This is a genomic window from Rhodoblastus acidophilus (assembly GCF_900187365.1).
In the GTDB taxonomy this organism is placed as follows: domain Bacteria; phylum Pseudomonadota; class Alphaproteobacteria; order Rhizobiales; family Beijerinckiaceae; genus Rhodoblastus; species Rhodoblastus acidophilus.
This window is the reverse complement of the sequence record NZ_FYDG01000030.1, coordinates 1-15,780: the sequence shown is the minus strand read 5'-3', so window position 1 is coordinate 15,780 and position 15,780 is coordinate 1. Positions and strand designations below refer to the sequence as shown.

The window sequence follows — 15,780 nt, the reverse complement described above, 5'->3', positions numbered from 1 at the left end:
TCGCCTTGGTCAAGGTGGTGGTCGACCTCCGCGTTCAGCGCCCGTTCGGCGAGCGCCTTCTTCAGTTCGTCGAGAAGACCATCTTTCGCAAAGGCAGTCTTGGGATCCGCGCCGCCCAGAAGCTGGTCAAGCAGTTGATCGGGAATAAGCGGGGCTTTCCGTCTTGCCATGTGATGCCTCCATTTGCTTCCAAATGGCCATCACACGGAAATTCCGACACTCTCCTCGAATGGCGCGGAAAGCAGTGGCGCGTTCAGAAGAAAGTTCCTCCAAAGCTCCGCGCAATCATGGGCAAGGCGAAGCTGGTTCATCCCTTGCATACGGATAGTTTGATCACTGCGAACCGCCTCAAGTGGCCGATCCTCCTACGCTTCAACGAGATGCTGGAGAACGCAGAGCAGACGCTTCGCCGCAAAGGGCGTGAGCCTGACCCCATTACCAAGGAGGCGCTGGAATACCCCGCTGAACTCCAACGGGCTGAAGCGAATCCCATGGCGGCGGCTCAGTATCATTCTGATGGCTACATGGAGGTTGATGGGCGAGAGTTCATCCAAGGCATGATCAGTGACCGTAGCCTTGAACTGCTGGAACTCCATGGGCCTCAGCAGGCATCGCAGTTCAACGGGATTGCCCTGGGCACCTCCACGCCTCTCATGATGTTGGTTGATGAATGGCTATCGGCCCACACGTGCGCGCGCGTAGAGCGTTATACGGAAAAACCCGTCACTACGCGTCACTTGTCACTAAAAGCTGGCCAGCCCCTCGGGCAGGTTTTTTCCTCCCAACTGCGGCGCTGCGCACTGATGGTCTGGACCGGTGAAGGGGGTGAAACCGGCCAAGGAATTAATCCCCCACTCCTAGGGGGGATTAAATCTTCCAAGCCTCAAGAGGCCGGCGACCGGCCACAGTCTGGTGCGGAGATTTTTTTCCCTGGGGCGACATCAAAATCAAAGGGTTGACCACATGACCAAATCGAGAGGCATCGGACGCGGCGGAAAACGGGCCGGAGCGGGCCGTAAGCCGGCGACGGTGACAATCGTTGATGTGCAGGAATTCAGAGGGACCGTCGCCGACCTGAAGACGACGGCGCTGGAGACGTTGGCGCACATCATGAAGCATAGCAAGCGCGACATCTGCCGCGTCTCGGCGGCGAAGATCATCCTGGCGCGCGCCGAACAGGAAGCCAAGGACATCGGCAAGAAGGGCGCGGCGCTGGCGAAGGCGCAGGAGCGAGCCAGCGAAGGCAAATTCGCGCCGCCCCCGCCGCCCGGTTCGAAGCTGAACTGAGGGCCGCCCATGACGCTCACCGCCGACCATGTCGAACAAATAATTCAGCGCTACGCCATCAACGAAGACGACGCCGCAATCCTGCGCGCACAGGCCGGAGCCGGCGCGCCGCGCTGGAGCCGCCGCCAGGATCGGCTTGAGAACCGCGATGAAGCTATCAGGACAGCGCTGCGCCGGTTCTATGCTGACCTGCCCTCATATGCTGCCGCACAAGCGTTCTCGCGCGATTTGGATAGGATTCTGGCGTCTTGCTGGCAAATGGACGTCGGGACAGATGTTAGCAGCATCAACGCCAAGCGCGCGGCGCTGGTGGAAGTTGCGAAGCAGAACGAGGGCCGCTCACTCGGATGGCGCCAAGTTCTGAATATTGTCGACGGCGCGCGCGGCGGCTGAGTTTTGCAATAATCAGCGCTCGGAATTGCAAAAGGCAAGTCTGATCATCTATGCGTGAAAGGAGTTCTCGCGCATGGGGATCATTGAAAATATTTTCGGAAAAAAGAATCTGACCAGGGATTCTGCTGCTGGGTTCAAAACAATTTCTGAGTGCGAGGCGGCCCTTCAGACTGTTGCGGCAGAGCGTCGAGTGGCTCAAGCAACCATTCACGGTTTGACCGGACGCCGCCGCGATATTCTTCTGACGGATGGCGGCGAGGCCATGCTCTCCGAAATCGACCGGGCCGGCGACGAGGCGCGCATCGCTCTCGAACGCGCCGACTTGATCGAGCCGATTATTCTGGCCCGGCTTGCGGAGATTTCAGACGAGAACCGCCGCGCCAAATGGCGGGAACTGAGCGAGCGCCACGTCGAAACTACGCGCAAGTTCATTGATGCTGTTCGCGCCGCCCTTGCCGCGCGCGCGGCCATGGAGGCGGTTTATGCGGACGCTTGCCAAGCCGGATTTATGGCGCAGGCGCGGACCGCGTTCTGTGATCCGCTGAACCGGCTCAACGATGACGCCTTGGAAAACTTCGTCGAGGTCTTCGAAAGAAACCACGTGCCCGCCTGCCGTGCTGGCCTGAACAACTGAGGGGGGTAGACGTATGGAGCGCAAGTTTCTTTCCAGCGCCGTGACGGCGCAAGCCGGAGACCTCGGCGAGCGGCAAATCAAAGTGATTGCTTCAGACCCCACCCGTGATCGCGCCGGCGATATCCTCGTTCCGTCTGGCTGTGTGACGAGCGGTTACGCGCCGATCCAGTTGGACCATGAGGCGACGATTGAGAAAAATGCAGGCGGCGCAAAAATCACGGTGACAGATTCGCGCGTCGAGGCGCTGATTACCTTTCTTGATGAAGGGAAGTCGGACGAGGCTGACGGTGCTTGCTACCGGTATAAGGCCGGCATCCTGAAAGACGTGTCTGTCGGCTTCAAGCCTATCGAATGGGAGCCGATCAAGGGCGGTGGTGTCCGTTACACAAAATGGGAACTTCTTGAACTGTCGCTTGTGGTTGTCGCGTGCAATCCGGCTGCGACCACGATTGAGCGTTCCAACCGATCCGGCCGTGTCGATATGGCGCAACTCCGCCGCCGCGCGAAAGCGGCCGAACTGGCCATCGCGCCGGCCATTCCGAAGCCTGCTCCGAAGACGAAGGCGGAGAGAAAAGCAGTTGTCGCGCGTCTCGTTGCCGAAGATGCGGCGCGTGAGGAGGCGGGGCGCTTGGAAATCCAACGCATGACGCCCGCAGAGCGCCGCGAGCTGGTGGCGGGTTACCTCGCCACGCAGGGGAAATACGAGGTGGAAAAGTTCATGGAACGTTGGGGGCAATTTTGCTCCAAAAAACCGAAGCCGCACGGCTTCGTCCTCAAAATGTGATCTCTGGGCAGAAGGACGACAAGGCCGATGGTTGACATCATTTCCAGCGTCCGCATCCGCGCCGAAACCGAAGGGTTTGACCGCGCGGCGCGCGATCTTGACGGGCTGTCGCGCTCCCAGCTTAGCGCCATTAACGGGCTTGAAGGCTACACCCGTCGTCTTGACCCGCTGGCGCGTGCGCTTGTCGATGTAAGCCGTGGCGAAGAGCTTATCCGCCGTGCGCGCGAACAGGGATTGCAGGTCACGAGCGCGGCGACGCGGGCGCTTGAGACCGCACGTCAGCGCTATGACGATCTCACGCGGGCGATGCGCGAGAACGCCAACGTCCCGAGAGGACGCGGGGCGGATATTGAAGCCTATGGCAAACAGCTTGACGACCTGCGGGCGAAATATAACCCTGTTTTTGCGGCGGGCCGGCAATATCGCGACACGCTTGCGGAAATCACCAACGCGGCGAAGGTGGGGGCAATCTCCGAGAGAGAGCGAGTCGCCGCCCTTGATCGCACGAAGACCGCTTTCGTTGAGCAAATTAGGGTTATCCGCGATCATGCGGAAGTGACCGGCAACAGCCGTATGCAGATGATGATGCTGCAATCGGCGTTGAGCAATACGGCGTCGTCACTCGGCTCCGGCGCGTCCATCTCCCAAGTCGTCATGCAACAAGCGCCTGACCTGTTCCAAGCGTTCGGTGGCGGCGGTCTTAAGTCGGCACTCAAGGGCATCAAGGATTCCCTCCTTGAAGTGGTGACGCCTTCCCGTCTCGCTGCGGGCGCTCTAGGCGCTGTCGGCCTCGCCGCTGCATCTTCTTTCTATCGGGCCTATGAGGCGCAACGCGCCCTTACGGCGACGATGATTGGCGCGGGACGCGGGACTGGCCTCACGCTTGGCGGGCTGAATGCTGCGGCTATGCAGGGCGCGGCGGCGTCTGGCGGGCATCTGTCGATCAGCGCGGCGCGTGAGGCTGTTGGCACGTTCGCCAGTTCCGGCCTTGTTGATCGGTCGATTATCGGCGGCGCTGTCGGAAGCGTTGAGCGGTTCTCGCGGATTTCCGGCCAGGATATTCCAGACGCTGCGAAGTCGCTCGCCTCGGCGTTCGCTGACCCCTCCAAGGGCGCGGAAGAGCTTAACAAATCGCTCGGGTTCCTCAATGACCGTCTGGCTCAGACGATCAAGAATTTGCAAGAGTCCGGCGACGTTGTCGGCGCCCAAAAAACGCTTATGGACGCCTTCAAGCAATCGGTTGACGCGGCGACGCCTGCAATCGAGAAGAATCGAGGCGCTTGGGATAAACTGTGGGGTGCGATCAAGACCGGCGTGTCCAACGCTGACTCGGCGGTCGGCGGCGCTATGGGCGGCTACAATCGCGAGCAGCAGCTTTCATTTCTGCGCGATAGCTTGGCGACGGCGAAACAGGGCCTTGGCGGCTCTGGCATCCGGCAAGAGGTTCTTTCGACCTATCCGGCTCGAATTGCTGAGCTTGAACGGCAAATTGCGGACGAGCGTAAAGCGGCGGAAGACGCCAAGAAGGAAGTTGCAAACAACCGGCTTTCTATTTCTGCTGCTGCGAATGTGCGCAAATACTCCCCTGAGCAGTCGTCGCTTCAAGAGATTATCAACGCGCGCGATATGCTTCGTAAAATAGGAGATAATGCTGACGCGCTCAAAGACGCAGGATTTAGCGCTGAACAATACGCTACTGCGCTTCGTCGCGCTGAGACTGCCGCCGCAACTTACGAAACTGCAATCCAGAAAGTGGCAAATGACAGCGCTCTGGCGGCGCGGCAGACGATGGCCTACACGTTCGCTGAACGCGAGGCGGTTGCGGTCGATTCTGCGCGCATCAACGCCATCCGGTCATCGAAAGACATCCTTGTTGCTGCGGCTGAAGCCGAAAAGACGCGCGTCCAGTTGATCGCGGAAGGGAACGCCAAGGCGCGAGACTATGCGCGGCAATCTTCGGACGAACTGAAACTGGCGGGGCTGCGACCGTATGAGCGCGCTCGCCAGCAGGTCTTGCTCGATACGAAGAACTTCCGCGATCAATACGTCCCTGGCGCCAGCGGCCCGGAAACTCCTGTTGTCTCCGGGTTCCAGCGCGTCGGCTCCGCCGCTGAACTGCTCGCCGGCACCTTGTCTGGCGCGGCGGCGAAGATCGGCGGCGGCGGTGTGGGCATCTCTGCTGGCGGTGCGTCTCTCGCTGCCTTCACGGCGGCCGGCATGAACGGCTCGTCCAGCACTGTGGCGGACTTCATTCAAAAAGCGGCCTCGGCGCGCGGGATTGATCCGGCCACCGCTCTGCGTGTTGCGCGCTCGGAGGGGCTGAACTCGTATGTAGGTGACAATGGGTCGAGCTTCGGCCCGTTCATGCTGCATTATGGTGGCATAGCCAAAGGCGGGAATGCGGTCTCCGGTCTTGGCGATGAATTCACCCGCATCACCGGCTTGGATGCTCGAAACCCGCTGACGGTCTTTCAGCAGTCTGAATTTGCGCTGGATTACGCCAAGAAAAACGGCTGGGGCGCGTTCCACGGCGCTGCGCGGGCCGGCATCGGGACTTGGGATGGCATCAACGGCGGATCGGTGACGCCGGAAAAGGTGGCGCAGATCAAATCGACGGCGATGGCTGATCGCCAGCGCGGCGACAATGACCGGCTGGCGGCCATCGACATCGATCAGATTCGCGGCCCGTTCGTGTCCGCGACCGACTCCATCATGGAAATGTCCCGCCAAACGGACTTGTTGCGCGCGACCTTCGGCAAGAGCGCCGAGGAAATCGCCGCAGCGAACGATGTCGAGAAACTTCGCACGCAGTATCTTCGCGCCGGCATTGACGAAACCACGCTGAGCGGCGACGCGCTGAAGAAATTCAACGAATATCTGGCGGAAACCGGCCGGCGCTCGCTTCAGGTCAATCGCGCTAAAATCGCTGAGGAAGATCGGCAACAGAACGTGATGGGTTCGTACGACCTCGTGCGCAGCTCGGCTAGCGACATCATGTCTTCGCCGCTCAAGGCCATGATGCGCGGGCAAAATGCAGGCGACGCCATGCGGGAGGCCGTCCTTCGGATGAACGACAAGATGTTCGATAAGGGCGTGGACCTGTTGATGAAGAGTCTTCTCGGCAAGCCCGGGGAAATGGGGGGATTGCTGGGCGGGGGGCTTGGCGATCTGCTTGGCGGCCTCTGGCCGTTTGCGAACGGCGGCATCATGTCGGCGTCTGGCTCCATCCCGCTGAAGCGCTATGCGTCGGGCGGCGTCGCCAATTCGCCGCAGATGGCGATCTTTGGCGAGGGCAGCATGAACGAGGCGTATGTCCCTCTGCCGGATGGGCGGTCTATCCCTGTGGCCATGCGCGGCGGCGGCGGTGGCGCCAGCAACGTCACGGTCAACCACCAGATCATCAACAATGCGCCTGGCGTCGAGGTTCAGACCAAGGCGACGCGCCAGCCGAACGGCCATGTGCAGATGCAGACCATGATTCATCAGGCGATTGCTCACGACATCGCCTCGAATGGGCCAACGGCGCGCATGCTGCAAAACACCTACGGCATGTCGCGCTCGACCGGGAGGGTGTGATGAAGCCGGAACCGGAATTCCCCGCGGAGCTTTTCGAAATGATCGGCCGGCGGCTTGGCGCTCAGCAATCGGCCTTTCAGCTCGCAGCCTATTCAATTGTCGCGGCTTTGGCCGAGCGCAACGCCATCGATCCGGCGCGCGTCATCGCCTGGGCGCGGTTCTTCGCTGAACAGGTCGCGGCGAACAAGACGCACGCCGAATATGAACATGTTGCCGCCAATGTTCAGGCGTTCGCGGATGGGCTGCAAAACCTCTGCGCCACGCCGGAAGGGACTGGCCGCGCTTGATCTAATTGGCCTGCGTCTAGAAAAGCCTCAGCCAGTCTATCTCTGGCTGGGGCGTTTCAAGTTGAGACAGCCGGTGCGCGACAACTCCTTATTGGTCAGCAGTTGCTAAGCGCTTAGCGGACGGCTCATTTTCCGAAACACGCTGGACGTACACAGCAAGGAGCACCTTGTCTATTTCTGAAAGGTTATCCGTTGACACGTCGCCACCGAACTGACCAAAATCAAAATTGTATTTACAATCTCCCTCATCATAAAAGTCAAAAAGACGGCCGGCCTGCACGCGTTTGTAAAATACAACAAATTTTCCTTTATAGTTTTTATAATCAACACCATCTATCTCCTGAAATAGACGGTCATCTTTCACAAGAAATGCAAGGCGCCTTTTAACATAATTGAAAACATCAAGTTCGATTGCTGATACAGCCAAGCTTTCGTCGACCTTACTGCTCTCCATCTGCAATGTTTCCGCCGCCGGAACAGTCTTATCCTGATCTTTATCCTTTGTTGGTAGATCAAGTCGCTGTAAAATCCTCAAATTAACAAATTCTCTGAATGCGCTACGAGCTAGCTCTGTATAATCAGCAAGCGATTTTGAGCGAACGTGACTCAAACCCGCATTCTGAAGAAGCATTCTAACAAATTGTTCGCTCGGATTCTCAGCTATCTTACTAATTTGTTGAACAAAGTCATGAAATATTAACTTTCGTTTTGCCTCTGCTCCAATATTTTCTGGATCAAAATTGCACTTCTGAAGACTCTTTAGGCCATCCTCGATAGAGTCTTCAATCTTTCCTTTTGCGATCTCTCGCATATCGAGCATCAAGAATGCGTTTTGATCCATCATATTCGGCTCATCAGAGTCCGCATAGAACTCATAAACGAGGCCATCGGTTAACACGCCCATCTTAATCGTTGGAGCCGCATTAAAATAAGATCGCAATTGACCACGCTCATCTTTTAATGCAGAGCCAAGAGCCTTGCACTCAATAGCTATAATTGGGGTGCCTGATTTCATAATAGCAAAATCTACTCTATTCTTAAATTTTTCTGAAAAATCAGCGCTATGCTCTGGGCAAACCTCATCAGGATTTCGGTCGTCATAACCAAGAAAATTCAAAAAAGGCAGAATCAAAAATAACTTGGTGCTTTCTTCATTTGTACAGCGCGCAGCCACGGTCACCATGCGCTCCGCAAACAGTTTAAGTTTCGGTCGAAAATCGTCGGACATGAGAGCCCCCAACTGATTCTGCAATTAAATCGCGTTGAGGTTATTCCGCCGAATCAGGAATGCAAGGCGGAGTTTGTCACACCTTACGCCCGCACAGGAGGCGCTGGCGATCTCGCGTCGGAAAGAGATCTACGAACTGCTGCACCCGGAGACGAAGGCGGGAACTGCTGGGGCGAATGCGCGATGGAATGATGCGAGCGACAATTTGTCGTTTGCATCCGCTACGTCCGAAGCCACCGGCAAGGACAAGCGCACGGTCGAGCGCGCCGCCGCGCGCGGCGAGGCCCTTGGCGACGATCTCAAGGCCGTAGAAGGCACGTCTCTGGACAAGGGCGAACTTGAAGCGCTGGAAAAAAAAGCCCGCCCCACCGTTGGATGATAATGGAGCGAGCCAGCGAGTACGATAACGCCTGACGCCATCGCTATACCTCAGCTAAGAGCGCTGACGCAGGAGCGCAAGCGCTATTCAGAAACGAGCTTAACTAAACGTAAAAGCTTGGAGCGCCTCGCCAGTCAGATTTCGCGAACGACCGCGACCGGCGATAAGGGTGACGCGAAAAACGCAGGTTAGGGGCAAGTTTCAGGTTGTATGCCGATCTGGTCGAGGGTTTCCCCCCGATCCTCCTCGACGCGTAACAGCGAACGCCCGTCAGTCCATCCCTGGCGGGCGTTTTCTATCTGGTGACGCATCGTCTGGCTGGCTCCCTGAGCAGGACTCGAACCTGCGACCAAGCGATTAACAGTCGCTTGCTCTACCAACTGAGCTATCAGGGAATGACGGCTTGGTATCTGGTTGACAAGCCGCCGTCAAACGTAGGGATCCGCTCACCCGCCACGGATACGCTGGTTTTCGTCGACGATGGAGGCGACAGGAGTCGGGGTAATGCCGCGCATTAACCGACTCAGGCGCTCTTCGTCATCATCGTGGCAGAACAGGGCATCGAAGCTGCCCGCCTCGCGAAGAGCAGATATAGGCCCGGCCCACACTATAAGGCCATCTTCGACGGCGACGACTTCGCCAGGCGTTCCGTGGCGCGATGGGTTGATTTGTATGCGCGGCATGGTCATGAGCCTTCGAGTTGCGAGCCGATTGGCGAAGATCACGTTACGGCAGACTTCTTAAGCCTGACACCTGCGCCGCCGCCATTTTCGGGGATGAACTCGACGCCTGCGGCTTCAAGGGTGACGCGGATTTTCTCGCCAGTCTCAGGCCTGCCGCCAATATCCCCGTCCTGAGCCTCAAGGCGTCTGATCGTCGGAAGCGACACGCCAGACTCACGCGCCATGTCCTCTTGCGACCACGCCAGCAAGGCGCGAGCGGCCTTCACCTGACGAATTGATATTTTTAATATTGACATGTTCAAGCCCGTATTGATATTTTTAATATCGCACAAACCGCTTACAGGAGCAACCACGATGAACAACGCCTCTCCGGCGAACGGCGCCGCTTTGCCTTCTCGCCGCCTTTTCCTCTCTGCTGGACCCGCTGCCGCCGTCTTTGCAGCGCTGGGCGCCGCTGCTGCTGCCAGCCCTGCGAACCCCGACCAGCGAATTTTCGACCTCATCATGGAGATGCGCGCTTGGACGAAAAAAGCGAACTCTCCGGCTTCCGACGAGGACACAACCGCCTTTTGCTGCGACCAGCAGGCGGCGCTTTTCCACCTACTGCTGCAAGAAAGGCCGCAGACCATGCACGGCGTGCGGGCCTTGCTGGCTTATCTCATCGAGGAAATCAGCGACTACCTGTACGACGGCGCGACAATTTCTGTGATGCTGAAATGCGTTCTCGCCAGCCCCGCAATGATTGCGTGAGGGCGTCACCATGAACGACGAAATGAAGAAAAAGCGCCTCGATCAAATCGACCGCTTGCTCTCGATCTCGACCGAAGTCCTAGACGTCGAGCCGGCCGTTTACGGCCTGCCCTGCCGGAAGAGGCGGATGAAGGCGGTGATCTCTGGCCAAATTTTCATCGCGGCGAAGAACATCCTCGCCGTGGTCGAGGAAATGATGGCCGAATTGGACGCTGACAAACCGGAGGCACAGATATGAGAACCGACCGTCAAGTAATCGTTGAATTAGAAGATGAGGTGACCCGCCTCAACGCGATGAGCAGAATGCTTGGTATTCTCCTTAATGGCGATATCTCTAAAATCGCCAAGGGCGGCGTTGTAGAGGTTGCGGAAGACGAAGCCTATTCAATTTTTTGGATCGGCCATGAACTCCGCACCCAAATCGAGAGGCTTGATAACGTATTCTATGGGACAACGCAGGAGGGTAAGGCCAATGCTACCGCCTGACCGCCGCAAGCCCGCCGCTGCCGAATACCTCCAGCGGCCTGCCCGGCTGAAATGCCTGGACAGCGCCGAGGAGCATCTGAACACCGCCCGCAACTTGTCGCGCGCTTTGTGGCTGCTGTTGCACAACGGCGAGTATTACAGCGAGGACGAGCGAGATACGCAGGCGCTCGCTGAGCTTGCCAGCGCCATAGCCGATCACGCCAGCGCAGCGACCGTTGCGTATTACATGGAGCATGAGGAGGCTAACAAACGCCATGCGCCAGCCTGACGCCTTCACCCAGATCGTGGAATTCACGCCGGCCATGCGGGCGCGAATCACTGACGCCATTGAGGCGCTGATTCTCTTGCTGGACGAGATCGACGGCGACGCCGATCTTGAAGCCGACCCCGACGAATCAAACGGCGACGAAGGCGATTACACCTTGGGAATTCCTGGCTGGTGACGCCAGTGTGATCGTGGTGCCAAGCCCTCGACGCCCGCCGGCTTGTTCCTGGCGGGCGTATTTTGTCTTTTTCAGCAGTCCGAATCGCCTGCGCAGCAAGTTGGAGCAATGTCGCACGGCTCAGCCGGCTTGGCACAAAATTGGCACACGCTGCGCAACAGGCCGTCACACAGTTTTAAATACGCCAACGATTTCATTTGGTTAGGGTGGCTGGGGAACCTGGATTCGAACCAAGATTGACGGAGTCAGAGTCCGCTGTTCTACCGTTGAACTATTCCCCAACGAGCGAAGCCAAATCAGCCGCGCCGAGTGGCGTTGAGATAGCCAAGACCGCGGAAATGCGCAAGTCAAAAAATAGCATCCCTTCGACATATCCGCGCCCTCTCGTCAAAATATCTTGTCGCGCGTCGAGTTCGCGGCTTATTGTGCGCTGTTAACGAGTGCGTTCTGGTAAGGGCGCCCGGGGGAGAATGGTTTGACATCCTTGAGCGCGACAGGAGCGGGAAGCTTCGTAGGCGGGTCGGCGGCGCGCCTCCCCCGTCTGGACGCGACCGCGCCTTACGGCGCGCGGGCCAAGGGAGTTTACGCCGCCCTCGATCTCGGCACCAACAATTGCCGTCTCTTGGTCGCACGGCCCATTTGCGACCCCGGCGCACCGGCCGAATCGTTCCGGATCATCGACGCATTTTCCCGAATCGTGCGGTTGGGCGAGGGTCTCGGGCAAACCGGAGAGCTGTCGGAAGCGGCTATTTGCCGCACGCTCGACGCGCTGCTGGTGTGTCGCGATAAAATGGCCGCGCGCGATGTCTGCCGCGCCCGCCTGATCGCAACGGAAGCCTGCCGCGCCGCCGCGAACGGCGAGGATTTCGTCGCCCGCGTGCGCGAGGAGACCGGTCTCGAACTGGAAATCATCAGCCGCGAGACCGAGGCGCGACTCGCCGCCGCCGGATGCGCCGCCCTGGCCGATTCGCGCGCCAAGAGCGTGCTGCTGTTCGATATTGGCGGCGGCTCGTCCGAAATTGTCTGGCTCGCGCCGCGCAATGGCGCTCAGGAGGGACAGGTGCGCCACTGGACGTCGCTCCAGCTCGGCGTCGTGACGCTGGCGGAGCGATTCGGCGGCGCCGAAGTCACTTTCCGGCAGTTCACCGCCATGACCGAACTGGTCGTGTCCGAATTGCAGCAGTTCCTGGCGCGCTCCGCCAAGGAGGAGCGGTGCAACCGGTTCCATCTGCTGGGCACTTCCGGCACCGTCACCACGCTCGCCGGCGTGCATCTCAACCTGTCGCGTTACGATCGGCGCCGTGTGGACGGCCTTTGGATGTCCCACGCCGAAATCGACGCCGTGATGAACAAGCTGCGCGGCATGTCCTATGCCGAGCGCTCGCGCAACGCTTGCATCGGGCCGGACCGCGCCGATCTGGTGCTCGCCGGCTGCGCCATTCTCGAAGGCATTCGCCGCTGTTTCCCCTCCGAGCGGGTGCGAATCGCCGATCGGGGCTTGCGCGAGGGCATGCTTCTGGAATTGATGCGGGCGGACCAATCCTTCGCGTAATGGAATCCCGAAATTGACCAAAACTTCCGGCGGATCAGGCGGCGAGGGCGGCCGGGGCCTGAAAACCCGCGTAAAAACCGCGCGCAAGCGCACCTTGTCTTCCACGCTCTGGTTGCAGCGCCAGCTCAACGACCCCTATGTCGCGCGCGCCAAGCGCGAGGGCTGGCGTTCGCGCGCCGCCTTCAAGCTGATCGAAATCGATGAAAAATTCCATCTGCTGAAACCCGGCCAGAGAATCGTCGATCTCGGCGCCGCGCCGGGCGGCTGGTCGCAGGTGGCGGCGAAAAAGGTTAAATCCGTCGATGGCAAGGGATGCGTGGTCGGCATCGACCTGCTCGACATCGAGCCGATTCCCGGCGTGCAGTTCGCCGTGCAGGATTTTCTCGCCGACGAGACGCCGGATCTGTTGAAGAGCATGTTGGGCGGCGAGGCTGACGGCGTGCTTTCCGACATGGCGGCCAACACCACCGGACACAAGGGCACCGACCATCTGCGCATCGTGCATCTGGCCGAACTGGCGGTGGCCTTCGCCGCCGAAGTGCTGTCGCCCGGCGGCTATTTTCTGTGCAAGCTGTTTCAGGGCGGGGAGACCGGCGAACTGGTGACCCAGCTCAAGCGCGATTTCGCTCTGGTGCGCCACGTCAAGCCGCAGGCGAGCCGCGCCGATTCCTCCGAGCTTTACGTGCTGGCGACGGGGTTTCGCGCCAGCCGATAAAGGGCCGCGACCCCCTTGGGGGCCGCGGATCAAGTTTCGCGTTTCGCTCGGGTTGTTTTTAGTATTTCGCGACCACCGGAGCCGAATCGGGTTCGCTGAACTTGTAGGCGACGCCGGCGCGGAACGTATTGTCGGTCTTGGTCACGCTCCAGGGCGTCGGGAAGGCTGCGCCGCCGGTCGTGATCGTGCGGTTGGTCTTGCCGAAATCATAGTAGCGATATTCGGCGCGCACGGTCCAATTGGGCAGGAAGGCGTATTCCACGCCGCCGCCCACGTCATATCCGGTCTCCTCGCCGTCGACGCGCGTCGCGCCGATGTCGAAGCGGCTGTCGGTGAAGGCGACGCCGCCGATGGCGTAGATCAGCACGCGATCAAAGGCGTAGCCAACCCGGCCGTTGACGGAGGCCAGCAAATTTTGCCGGAAACGCAGGCCCGCCGAGGTCTTGTCGGCGCCGAGGCCCTGCACGTCGCCTTCGAGGCCGACGACGAACGCGCCATATTGACGGTTGTAGCCGATGAAGGCGCCGCCGAGAACCGAATCGCCATCCTGCGTCGTGGCGAAGCCGGGGGTGGAGAACTTGGCCGAACCCCAGACGCCGCCGAGGTCGAGACCTGCGTAGAGTCCGGTCCAGTTGTAAGTCGTGAGCAGCGGCGGCGGCGCCGGAGGGGCCTTGACGCTGGGCAGGTCGGCCGCGAGGGCTGGGGCCGCGACGAGAGCGAGGGCGGAAGCGAGACGTTTCAGCATGAGAAGTCTCCTGCGAGAATAAATGCTCCACTTGCACAAAGGCTAAGCCCGTCGTTGCGGCGGACCTATCCGTAGTAATACGGAGGGCGCGCCGAATCGGCGGTCCTGTGGCTCAACAGCCACAGGGCGTCAGGCCGGGTCGGTCTTGGCGATCTCCTCCTCGCCCTTGTGGCCCGACATGCGGGCGCCGGCGTCGCGGGCCAGCGGCAGAAACGCCAGCAGCGACGTGGCGGAGATCAGGGCCACCGCGAAAAAGGCCGGCGGAAACTCCTGCGCGCCCAGCGCGCCGCCGGACCATTCGCGGGCGATCTCCAGGGCGGCCGCCGCGAAGGCGACGCCGCCGGACAGGGCGAGTTGCTGCGCCACGGCGTAGAAGCTGGTGGCTTTGCTCAATTGCGCGGCCTCGATGTCGGCATAGGCGAGGGCGTTCAGCGCGGTGAATTGCAGCGAGCGGAAGAAGCCGCCGGCGAACAGGGTCGCCATCAACAGCGCCTGGGGCGTCGCCGGTCCGAACAGGCCGATCGCCGCCAGCAGCAGACTGGAGGTCACGCCATTGAACAGCAGCACCTTGCGAAAGCCGAACCGCTGCAGCGCGGTCGCCGCCGTCGCCTTCATGATCAGCGCGCCGGCGGTGGCGACGAACGTCGTCAGTCCCGACTGGAACGGCGTCATGCCGAAGCCGAGTTGCAGCATCAGCGGCAACAGAAACGGCGTGGCGCCGACGCCGACGCGGAACAGCGTGCCGCCGATGATGCTGGCGCGATAGGTGGGCACGCGGAACAGGCTGAGGTCGAGGATCGGGCTTGGCGCCGTCAGCGCGTGGCGGACATAAAGGATGAGGCAGATCAGGCCGAACAGGATCAGCGCCATCGCCGCTTCGAACGGCAGGAAGCCGCGCGGCAAAACGGTCAGGCCGAAGATCAGGCTGGATAGGCCGAAGCCCGACAGGACGAAGCCGCGCGTGTCGAACGGCGCGGGATCCTGACGGAATTCGCCGATGTAGCGGCTGACCAGGATGATGCCGACGACTCCGATCGGCACGTTGATCCAGAAATTCCAGCGCCAGTGCAGATAGGTGGAGATGAAACCGCCGACCGGCGGGCCGAGCATGGGGCCGATCAGCGCGGGAATGGTCAGCCAGGCCAGGGCGCGCACCAGTTCGCTGCGCTCGACCGAGCGCATCAGCGCGAGCCGCCCCACCGGCGCCATCATGGCGGCGCCGCAGCCCTGAACGACGCGGGCGGCGACGAACTGGGGCAGGGTGCTCGACAGGCCGCACAGGATCGAGCCGAGCGTGAACACGAGAATCGCCATGCGGAAAACGGTGCGGGCGCCGAACCTATCCGCCGCCCAGCCGGAGGCGGGGATCAGCACCGCCTGCGCCAGCAGGTAGGAGGTCATGGTGAGTTTGAGCGCGATCGGATCCTGATGCAGGTCGGCGGCGATGGCGGGCAGGGAGGTGGACACGATGGTCGAGTCCAGATTCTCCATGAACAGGGCGCAGGCGACGATCAGCGGCGTAAGGAAAGGGCGCAATGGGTGTCCGGAAACGGTCGGGGGCGGCAGACCGGTTTAGCGCATTTTCGCGGAAAGTCGCCCCTTACGGCAAAAATCGAGAGTGTCGGAATTTCCGTGTGATGGCCATTTGGAAGCAAATGGAGGCATCACATGGCAAGACGGAAAGCCCCGCTTATTCCCGATCAACTGCTTGACCAGCTTCTGGGCGGCGCGGATCCCAAGACTGCCTTTGCGAAAGATGGTCTTCTCGACGAACTGAAGAAGGCGCTCGCCGAACGGGCGCTGAACGCGGAGGTCGACCACCACCTTGACCAAGGCGA

At 60.2% G+C, this 15,780-nt stretch carries 20 protein-coding genes, 2 tRNA genes and 2 pseudogenes; 16 read left to right on the top strand and 8 right to left on the bottom strand.

Features of this window, described 5'->3' with window-relative positions; all coding sequences use genetic code 11:
- Positions 1 to 170 (bottom strand): annotated as a pseudogene (locus CFB24_RS22325) (IS256 family transposase); the annotation flags it as partial.
- Positions 171 to 287: 117 nt separating this feature from the next.
- Between CFB24_RS22325 and CFB24_RS22810 the strand changes: the two are divergent.
- The 7 genes from CFB24_RS22810 (at position 288) to CFB24_RS20900 (ending at position 6,961) form a co-directional block, all read left to right on the top strand.
- On the top strand, positions 288 to 959 hold the full coding sequence (locus CFB24_RS22810; protein ID WP_104469717.1) for a hypothetical protein: 672 nt from the start codon (positions 288 to 290) through the stop codon (positions 957 to 959).
- Positions 960 to 963: 4 nt separating this feature from the next.
- Positions 964 to 1,287, top strand: coding sequence for a hypothetical protein (locus CFB24_RS20925; RefSeq protein ID WP_088522568.1), 324 nt, complete (start codon positions 964 to 966; stop codon positions 1,285 to 1,287).
- 9 nt (positions 1,288 to 1,296) lie between these two features.
- Complete coding sequence (locus CFB24_RS20920) at positions 1,297 to 1,680, top strand: hypothetical protein (RefSeq protein ID WP_088522567.1); 384 nt, start codon at positions 1,297 to 1,299, stop codon at positions 1,678 to 1,680.
- Positions 1,681 to 1,753: 73 nt separating this feature from the next.
- Positions 1,754 to 2,314, top strand: coding sequence for a hypothetical protein (locus CFB24_RS20915; protein WP_141098544.1), 561 nt, complete (start codon positions 1,754 to 1,756; stop codon positions 2,312 to 2,314).
- 13 nt (positions 2,315 to 2,327) lie between these two features.
- Positions 2,328 to 3,098, top strand: coding sequence for an HK97 family phage prohead protease (locus CFB24_RS20910; protein ID WP_088522565.1), 771 nt, complete (start codon positions 2,328 to 2,330; stop codon positions 3,096 to 3,098).
- A gap of 27 nt (positions 3,099 to 3,125) precedes the next feature.
- Positions 3,126 to 6,674, top strand: coding sequence for a phage tail length tape measure family protein (locus CFB24_RS20905; protein WP_088522564.1), 3,549 nt, complete (start codon positions 3,126 to 3,128; stop codon positions 6,672 to 6,674).
- Complete coding sequence (locus tag CFB24_RS20900) at positions 6,674 to 6,961, top strand: hypothetical protein (RefSeq protein ID WP_088522563.1); 288 nt, start codon at positions 6,674 to 6,676, stop codon at positions 6,959 to 6,961. The genes CFB24_RS20905 and CFB24_RS20900 overlap by 1 nt, the downstream gene beginning before the upstream one ends.
- 88 nt (positions 6,962 to 7,049) lie before the next feature.
- Here CFB24_RS20900 and CFB24_RS20895 read toward each other — a convergent pair whose 3' ends face one another.
- Positions 7,050 to 8,189 (bottom strand): type I restriction endonuclease, encoded by a 1,140-nt coding sequence (locus CFB24_RS20895; protein WP_141098543.1) that lies wholly within the window; start codon positions 8,187 to 8,189, stop codon positions 7,050 to 7,052.
- 205 nt (positions 8,190 to 8,394) lie between these two features.
- Here CFB24_RS20895 and CFB24_RS23260 point away from each other — a divergent pair, with 205 nt between their 5' ends.
- Complete coding sequence (locus tag CFB24_RS23260; RefSeq protein ID WP_158255369.1) at positions 8,395 to 8,568, top strand: hypothetical protein; 174 nt, start codon at positions 8,395 to 8,397, stop codon at positions 8,566 to 8,568.
- Between the two features lie 319 nt (positions 8,569 to 8,887).
- Here the strand turns inward: CFB24_RS23260 and CFB24_RS20890 are convergent.
- From CFB24_RS20890 to CFB24_RS20880, 3 genes are all read right to left on the bottom strand, one after another.
- A tRNA-Asn gene (locus CFB24_RS20890) sits at positions 8,888 to 8,963 on the bottom strand.
- Between the two features lie 51 nt (positions 8,964 to 9,014).
- On the bottom strand, positions 9,015 to 9,257 hold the full coding sequence (locus CFB24_RS20885) for a hypothetical protein (protein ID WP_088522561.1): 243 nt from the start codon (positions 9,255 to 9,257) through the stop codon (positions 9,015 to 9,017).
- A gap of 32 nt (positions 9,258 to 9,289) precedes the next feature.
- A complete protein-coding gene (locus CFB24_RS20880; protein WP_338064205.1) occupies positions 9,290 to 9,604 on the bottom strand; it encodes a helix-turn-helix domain-containing protein in 315 nt (104 codons plus the stop codon).
- 1 nt (position 9,605) lies between these two features.
- Here CFB24_RS20880 and CFB24_RS20875 point away from each other — a divergent pair, with 1 nt between their 5' ends.
- Genes CFB24_RS20875 through CFB24_RS20855 form a run of 5 tightly spaced genes read left to right on the top strand, consistent with a single transcriptional unit; the run spans position 9,606 to position 10,930 of the window.
- The gene (locus tag CFB24_RS20875; RefSeq protein ID WP_111390766.1) at positions 9,606 to 10,001 is read left to right on the top strand and encodes a hypothetical protein; all 396 of its coding nucleotides are present in this window, start codon (positions 9,606 to 9,608) and stop codon (positions 9,999 to 10,001) included.
- Positions 10,002 to 10,011: 10 nt separating this feature from the next.
- Entirely contained in the window at positions 10,012 to 10,239 is a 228-nt protein-coding gene (locus CFB24_RS20870; protein WP_088522558.1) for a hypothetical protein, read from the top strand.
- The gene (locus tag CFB24_RS20865) at positions 10,236 to 10,487 is read left to right on the top strand and encodes a hypothetical protein (protein ID WP_088522557.1); all 252 of its coding nucleotides are present in this window, start codon (positions 10,236 to 10,238) and stop codon (positions 10,485 to 10,487) included. Before CFB24_RS20870 ends, CFB24_RS20865 begins: the two co-directional genes overlap by 4 nt.
- Positions 10,474 to 10,755, top strand: coding sequence for a hypothetical protein (locus CFB24_RS20860; protein WP_088522556.1), 282 nt, complete (start codon positions 10,474 to 10,476; stop codon positions 10,753 to 10,755). The genes CFB24_RS20865 and CFB24_RS20860 overlap by 14 nt, the downstream gene beginning before the upstream one ends.
- A complete protein-coding gene (locus CFB24_RS20855) occupies positions 10,742 to 10,930 on the top strand; it encodes a hypothetical protein (protein ID WP_088522555.1) in 189 nt (62 codons plus the stop codon). The genes CFB24_RS20860 and CFB24_RS20855 overlap by 14 nt, the downstream gene beginning before the upstream one ends.
- A 207-nt stretch (positions 10,931 to 11,137) precedes the next feature.
- Here CFB24_RS20855 and CFB24_RS20850 read toward each other — a convergent pair.
- Positions 11,138 to 11,211, bottom strand: a tRNA-Gln gene (locus tag CFB24_RS20850).
- 194 nt (positions 11,212 to 11,405) lie between these two features.
- Between CFB24_RS20850 and CFB24_RS20845 the strand changes: the two genes are divergently transcribed.
- The gene (locus tag CFB24_RS20845; RefSeq protein ID WP_244593358.1) at positions 11,406 to 12,482 is read left to right on the top strand and encodes a Ppx/GppA phosphatase family protein; all 1,077 of its coding nucleotides are present in this window, start codon (positions 11,406 to 11,408) and stop codon (positions 12,480 to 12,482) included.
- A 13-nt stretch (positions 12,483 to 12,495) separates the two neighbouring features.
- Positions 12,496 to 13,197 carry an RlmE family RNA methyltransferase gene (locus CFB24_RS20840; protein WP_088522553.1) on the top strand — a complete coding sequence of 234 codons (702 nt, stop codon included), beginning with the start codon at positions 12,496 to 12,498 and terminating at the stop codon, positions 13,195 to 13,197.
- 58 nt (positions 13,198 to 13,255) lie between these two features.
- Here the strand turns inward: CFB24_RS20840 and CFB24_RS20835 are convergent, their stop codons facing one another.
- The gene (locus tag CFB24_RS20835) at positions 13,256 to 13,942 is read right to left on the bottom strand and encodes an outer membrane protein (RefSeq protein ID WP_088522552.1); all 687 of its coding nucleotides are present in this window, start codon (positions 13,940 to 13,942) and stop codon (positions 13,256 to 13,258) included.
- A gap of 129 nt (positions 13,943 to 14,071) precedes the next feature.
- Complete coding sequence (locus CFB24_RS20830) at positions 14,072 to 15,478, bottom strand: MFS transporter (RefSeq protein ID WP_088522551.1); 1,407 nt, start codon at positions 15,476 to 15,478, stop codon at positions 14,072 to 14,074.
- A 132-nt stretch (positions 15,479 to 15,610) separates the two neighbouring features.
- Between CFB24_RS20830 and CFB24_RS22320 the strand changes: the two are divergent.
- Positions 15,611 to 15,780: pseudogene (locus CFB24_RS22320) on the top strand (IS256 family transposase); the annotation flags it as partial.

What these genes read in the sequence shown, in the direction of transcription:
- CFB24_RS20900 (WP_088522563.1), top strand. Translation starts at nt 6,674, where the DNA reads ATGAAGCCGGAACCGGAATTCCCCGCGGAGCTTTTCGAAATGATCGGC.
- CFB24_RS20920 (WP_088522567.1), top strand. Translation starts at nt 1,297, where the DNA reads ATGACGCTCACCGCCGACCATGTCGAACAAATAATTCAGCGCTACGCC.
- CFB24_RS20835 (WP_088522552.1), bottom strand. Translation starts at nt 13,942, where the DNA reads ATGCTGAAACGTCTCGCTTCCGCCCTCGCTCTCGTCGCGGCCCCAGCC.
- CFB24_RS20895 (WP_141098543.1), bottom strand. Translation starts at nt 8,189, where the DNA reads ATGTCCGACGATTTTCGACCGAAACTTAAACTGTTTGCGGAGCGCATG.
- CFB24_RS20910 (WP_088522565.1), top strand. Translation starts at nt 2,328, where the DNA reads ATGGAGCGCAAGTTTCTTTCCAGCGCCGTGACGGCGCAAGCCGGAGAC.
- CFB24_RS20925 (WP_088522568.1), top strand. Translation starts at nt 964, where the DNA reads ATGACCAAATCGAGAGGCATCGGACGCGGCGGAAAACGGGCCGGAGCG.
- CFB24_RS20855 (WP_088522555.1), top strand. Translation starts at nt 10,742, where the DNA reads ATGCGCCAGCCTGACGCCTTCACCCAGATCGTGGAATTCACGCCGGCC.
- CFB24_RS20905 (WP_088522564.1), top strand. Translation starts at nt 3,126, where the DNA reads ATGGTTGACATCATTTCCAGCGTCCGCATCCGCGCCGAAACCGAAGGG.
- CFB24_RS20915 (WP_141098544.1), top strand. Translation starts at nt 1,754, where the DNA reads ATGGGGATCATTGAAAATATTTTCGGAAAAAAGAATCTGACCAGGGAT.
- CFB24_RS20885 (WP_088522561.1), bottom strand. Translation starts at nt 9,257, where the DNA reads ATGACCATGCCGCGCATACAAATCAACCCATCGCGCCACGGAACGCCT.
- CFB24_RS20875 (WP_111390766.1), top strand. Translation starts at nt 9,606, where the DNA reads ATGAACAACGCCTCTCCGGCGAACGGCGCCGCTTTGCCTTCTCGCCGC.
- CFB24_RS20870 (WP_088522558.1), top strand. Translation starts at nt 10,012, where the DNA reads ATGAACGACGAAATGAAGAAAAAGCGCCTCGATCAAATCGACCGCTTG.
- CFB24_RS22810 (WP_104469717.1), top strand. Translation starts at nt 288, where the DNA reads ATGGGCAAGGCGAAGCTGGTTCATCCCTTGCATACGGATAGTTTGATC.
- CFB24_RS20865 (WP_088522557.1), top strand. Translation starts at nt 10,236, where the DNA reads ATGAGAACCGACCGTCAAGTAATCGTTGAATTAGAAGATGAGGTGACC.
- CFB24_RS20860 (WP_088522556.1), top strand. Translation starts at nt 10,474, where the DNA reads ATGCTACCGCCTGACCGCCGCAAGCCCGCCGCTGCCGAATACCTCCAG.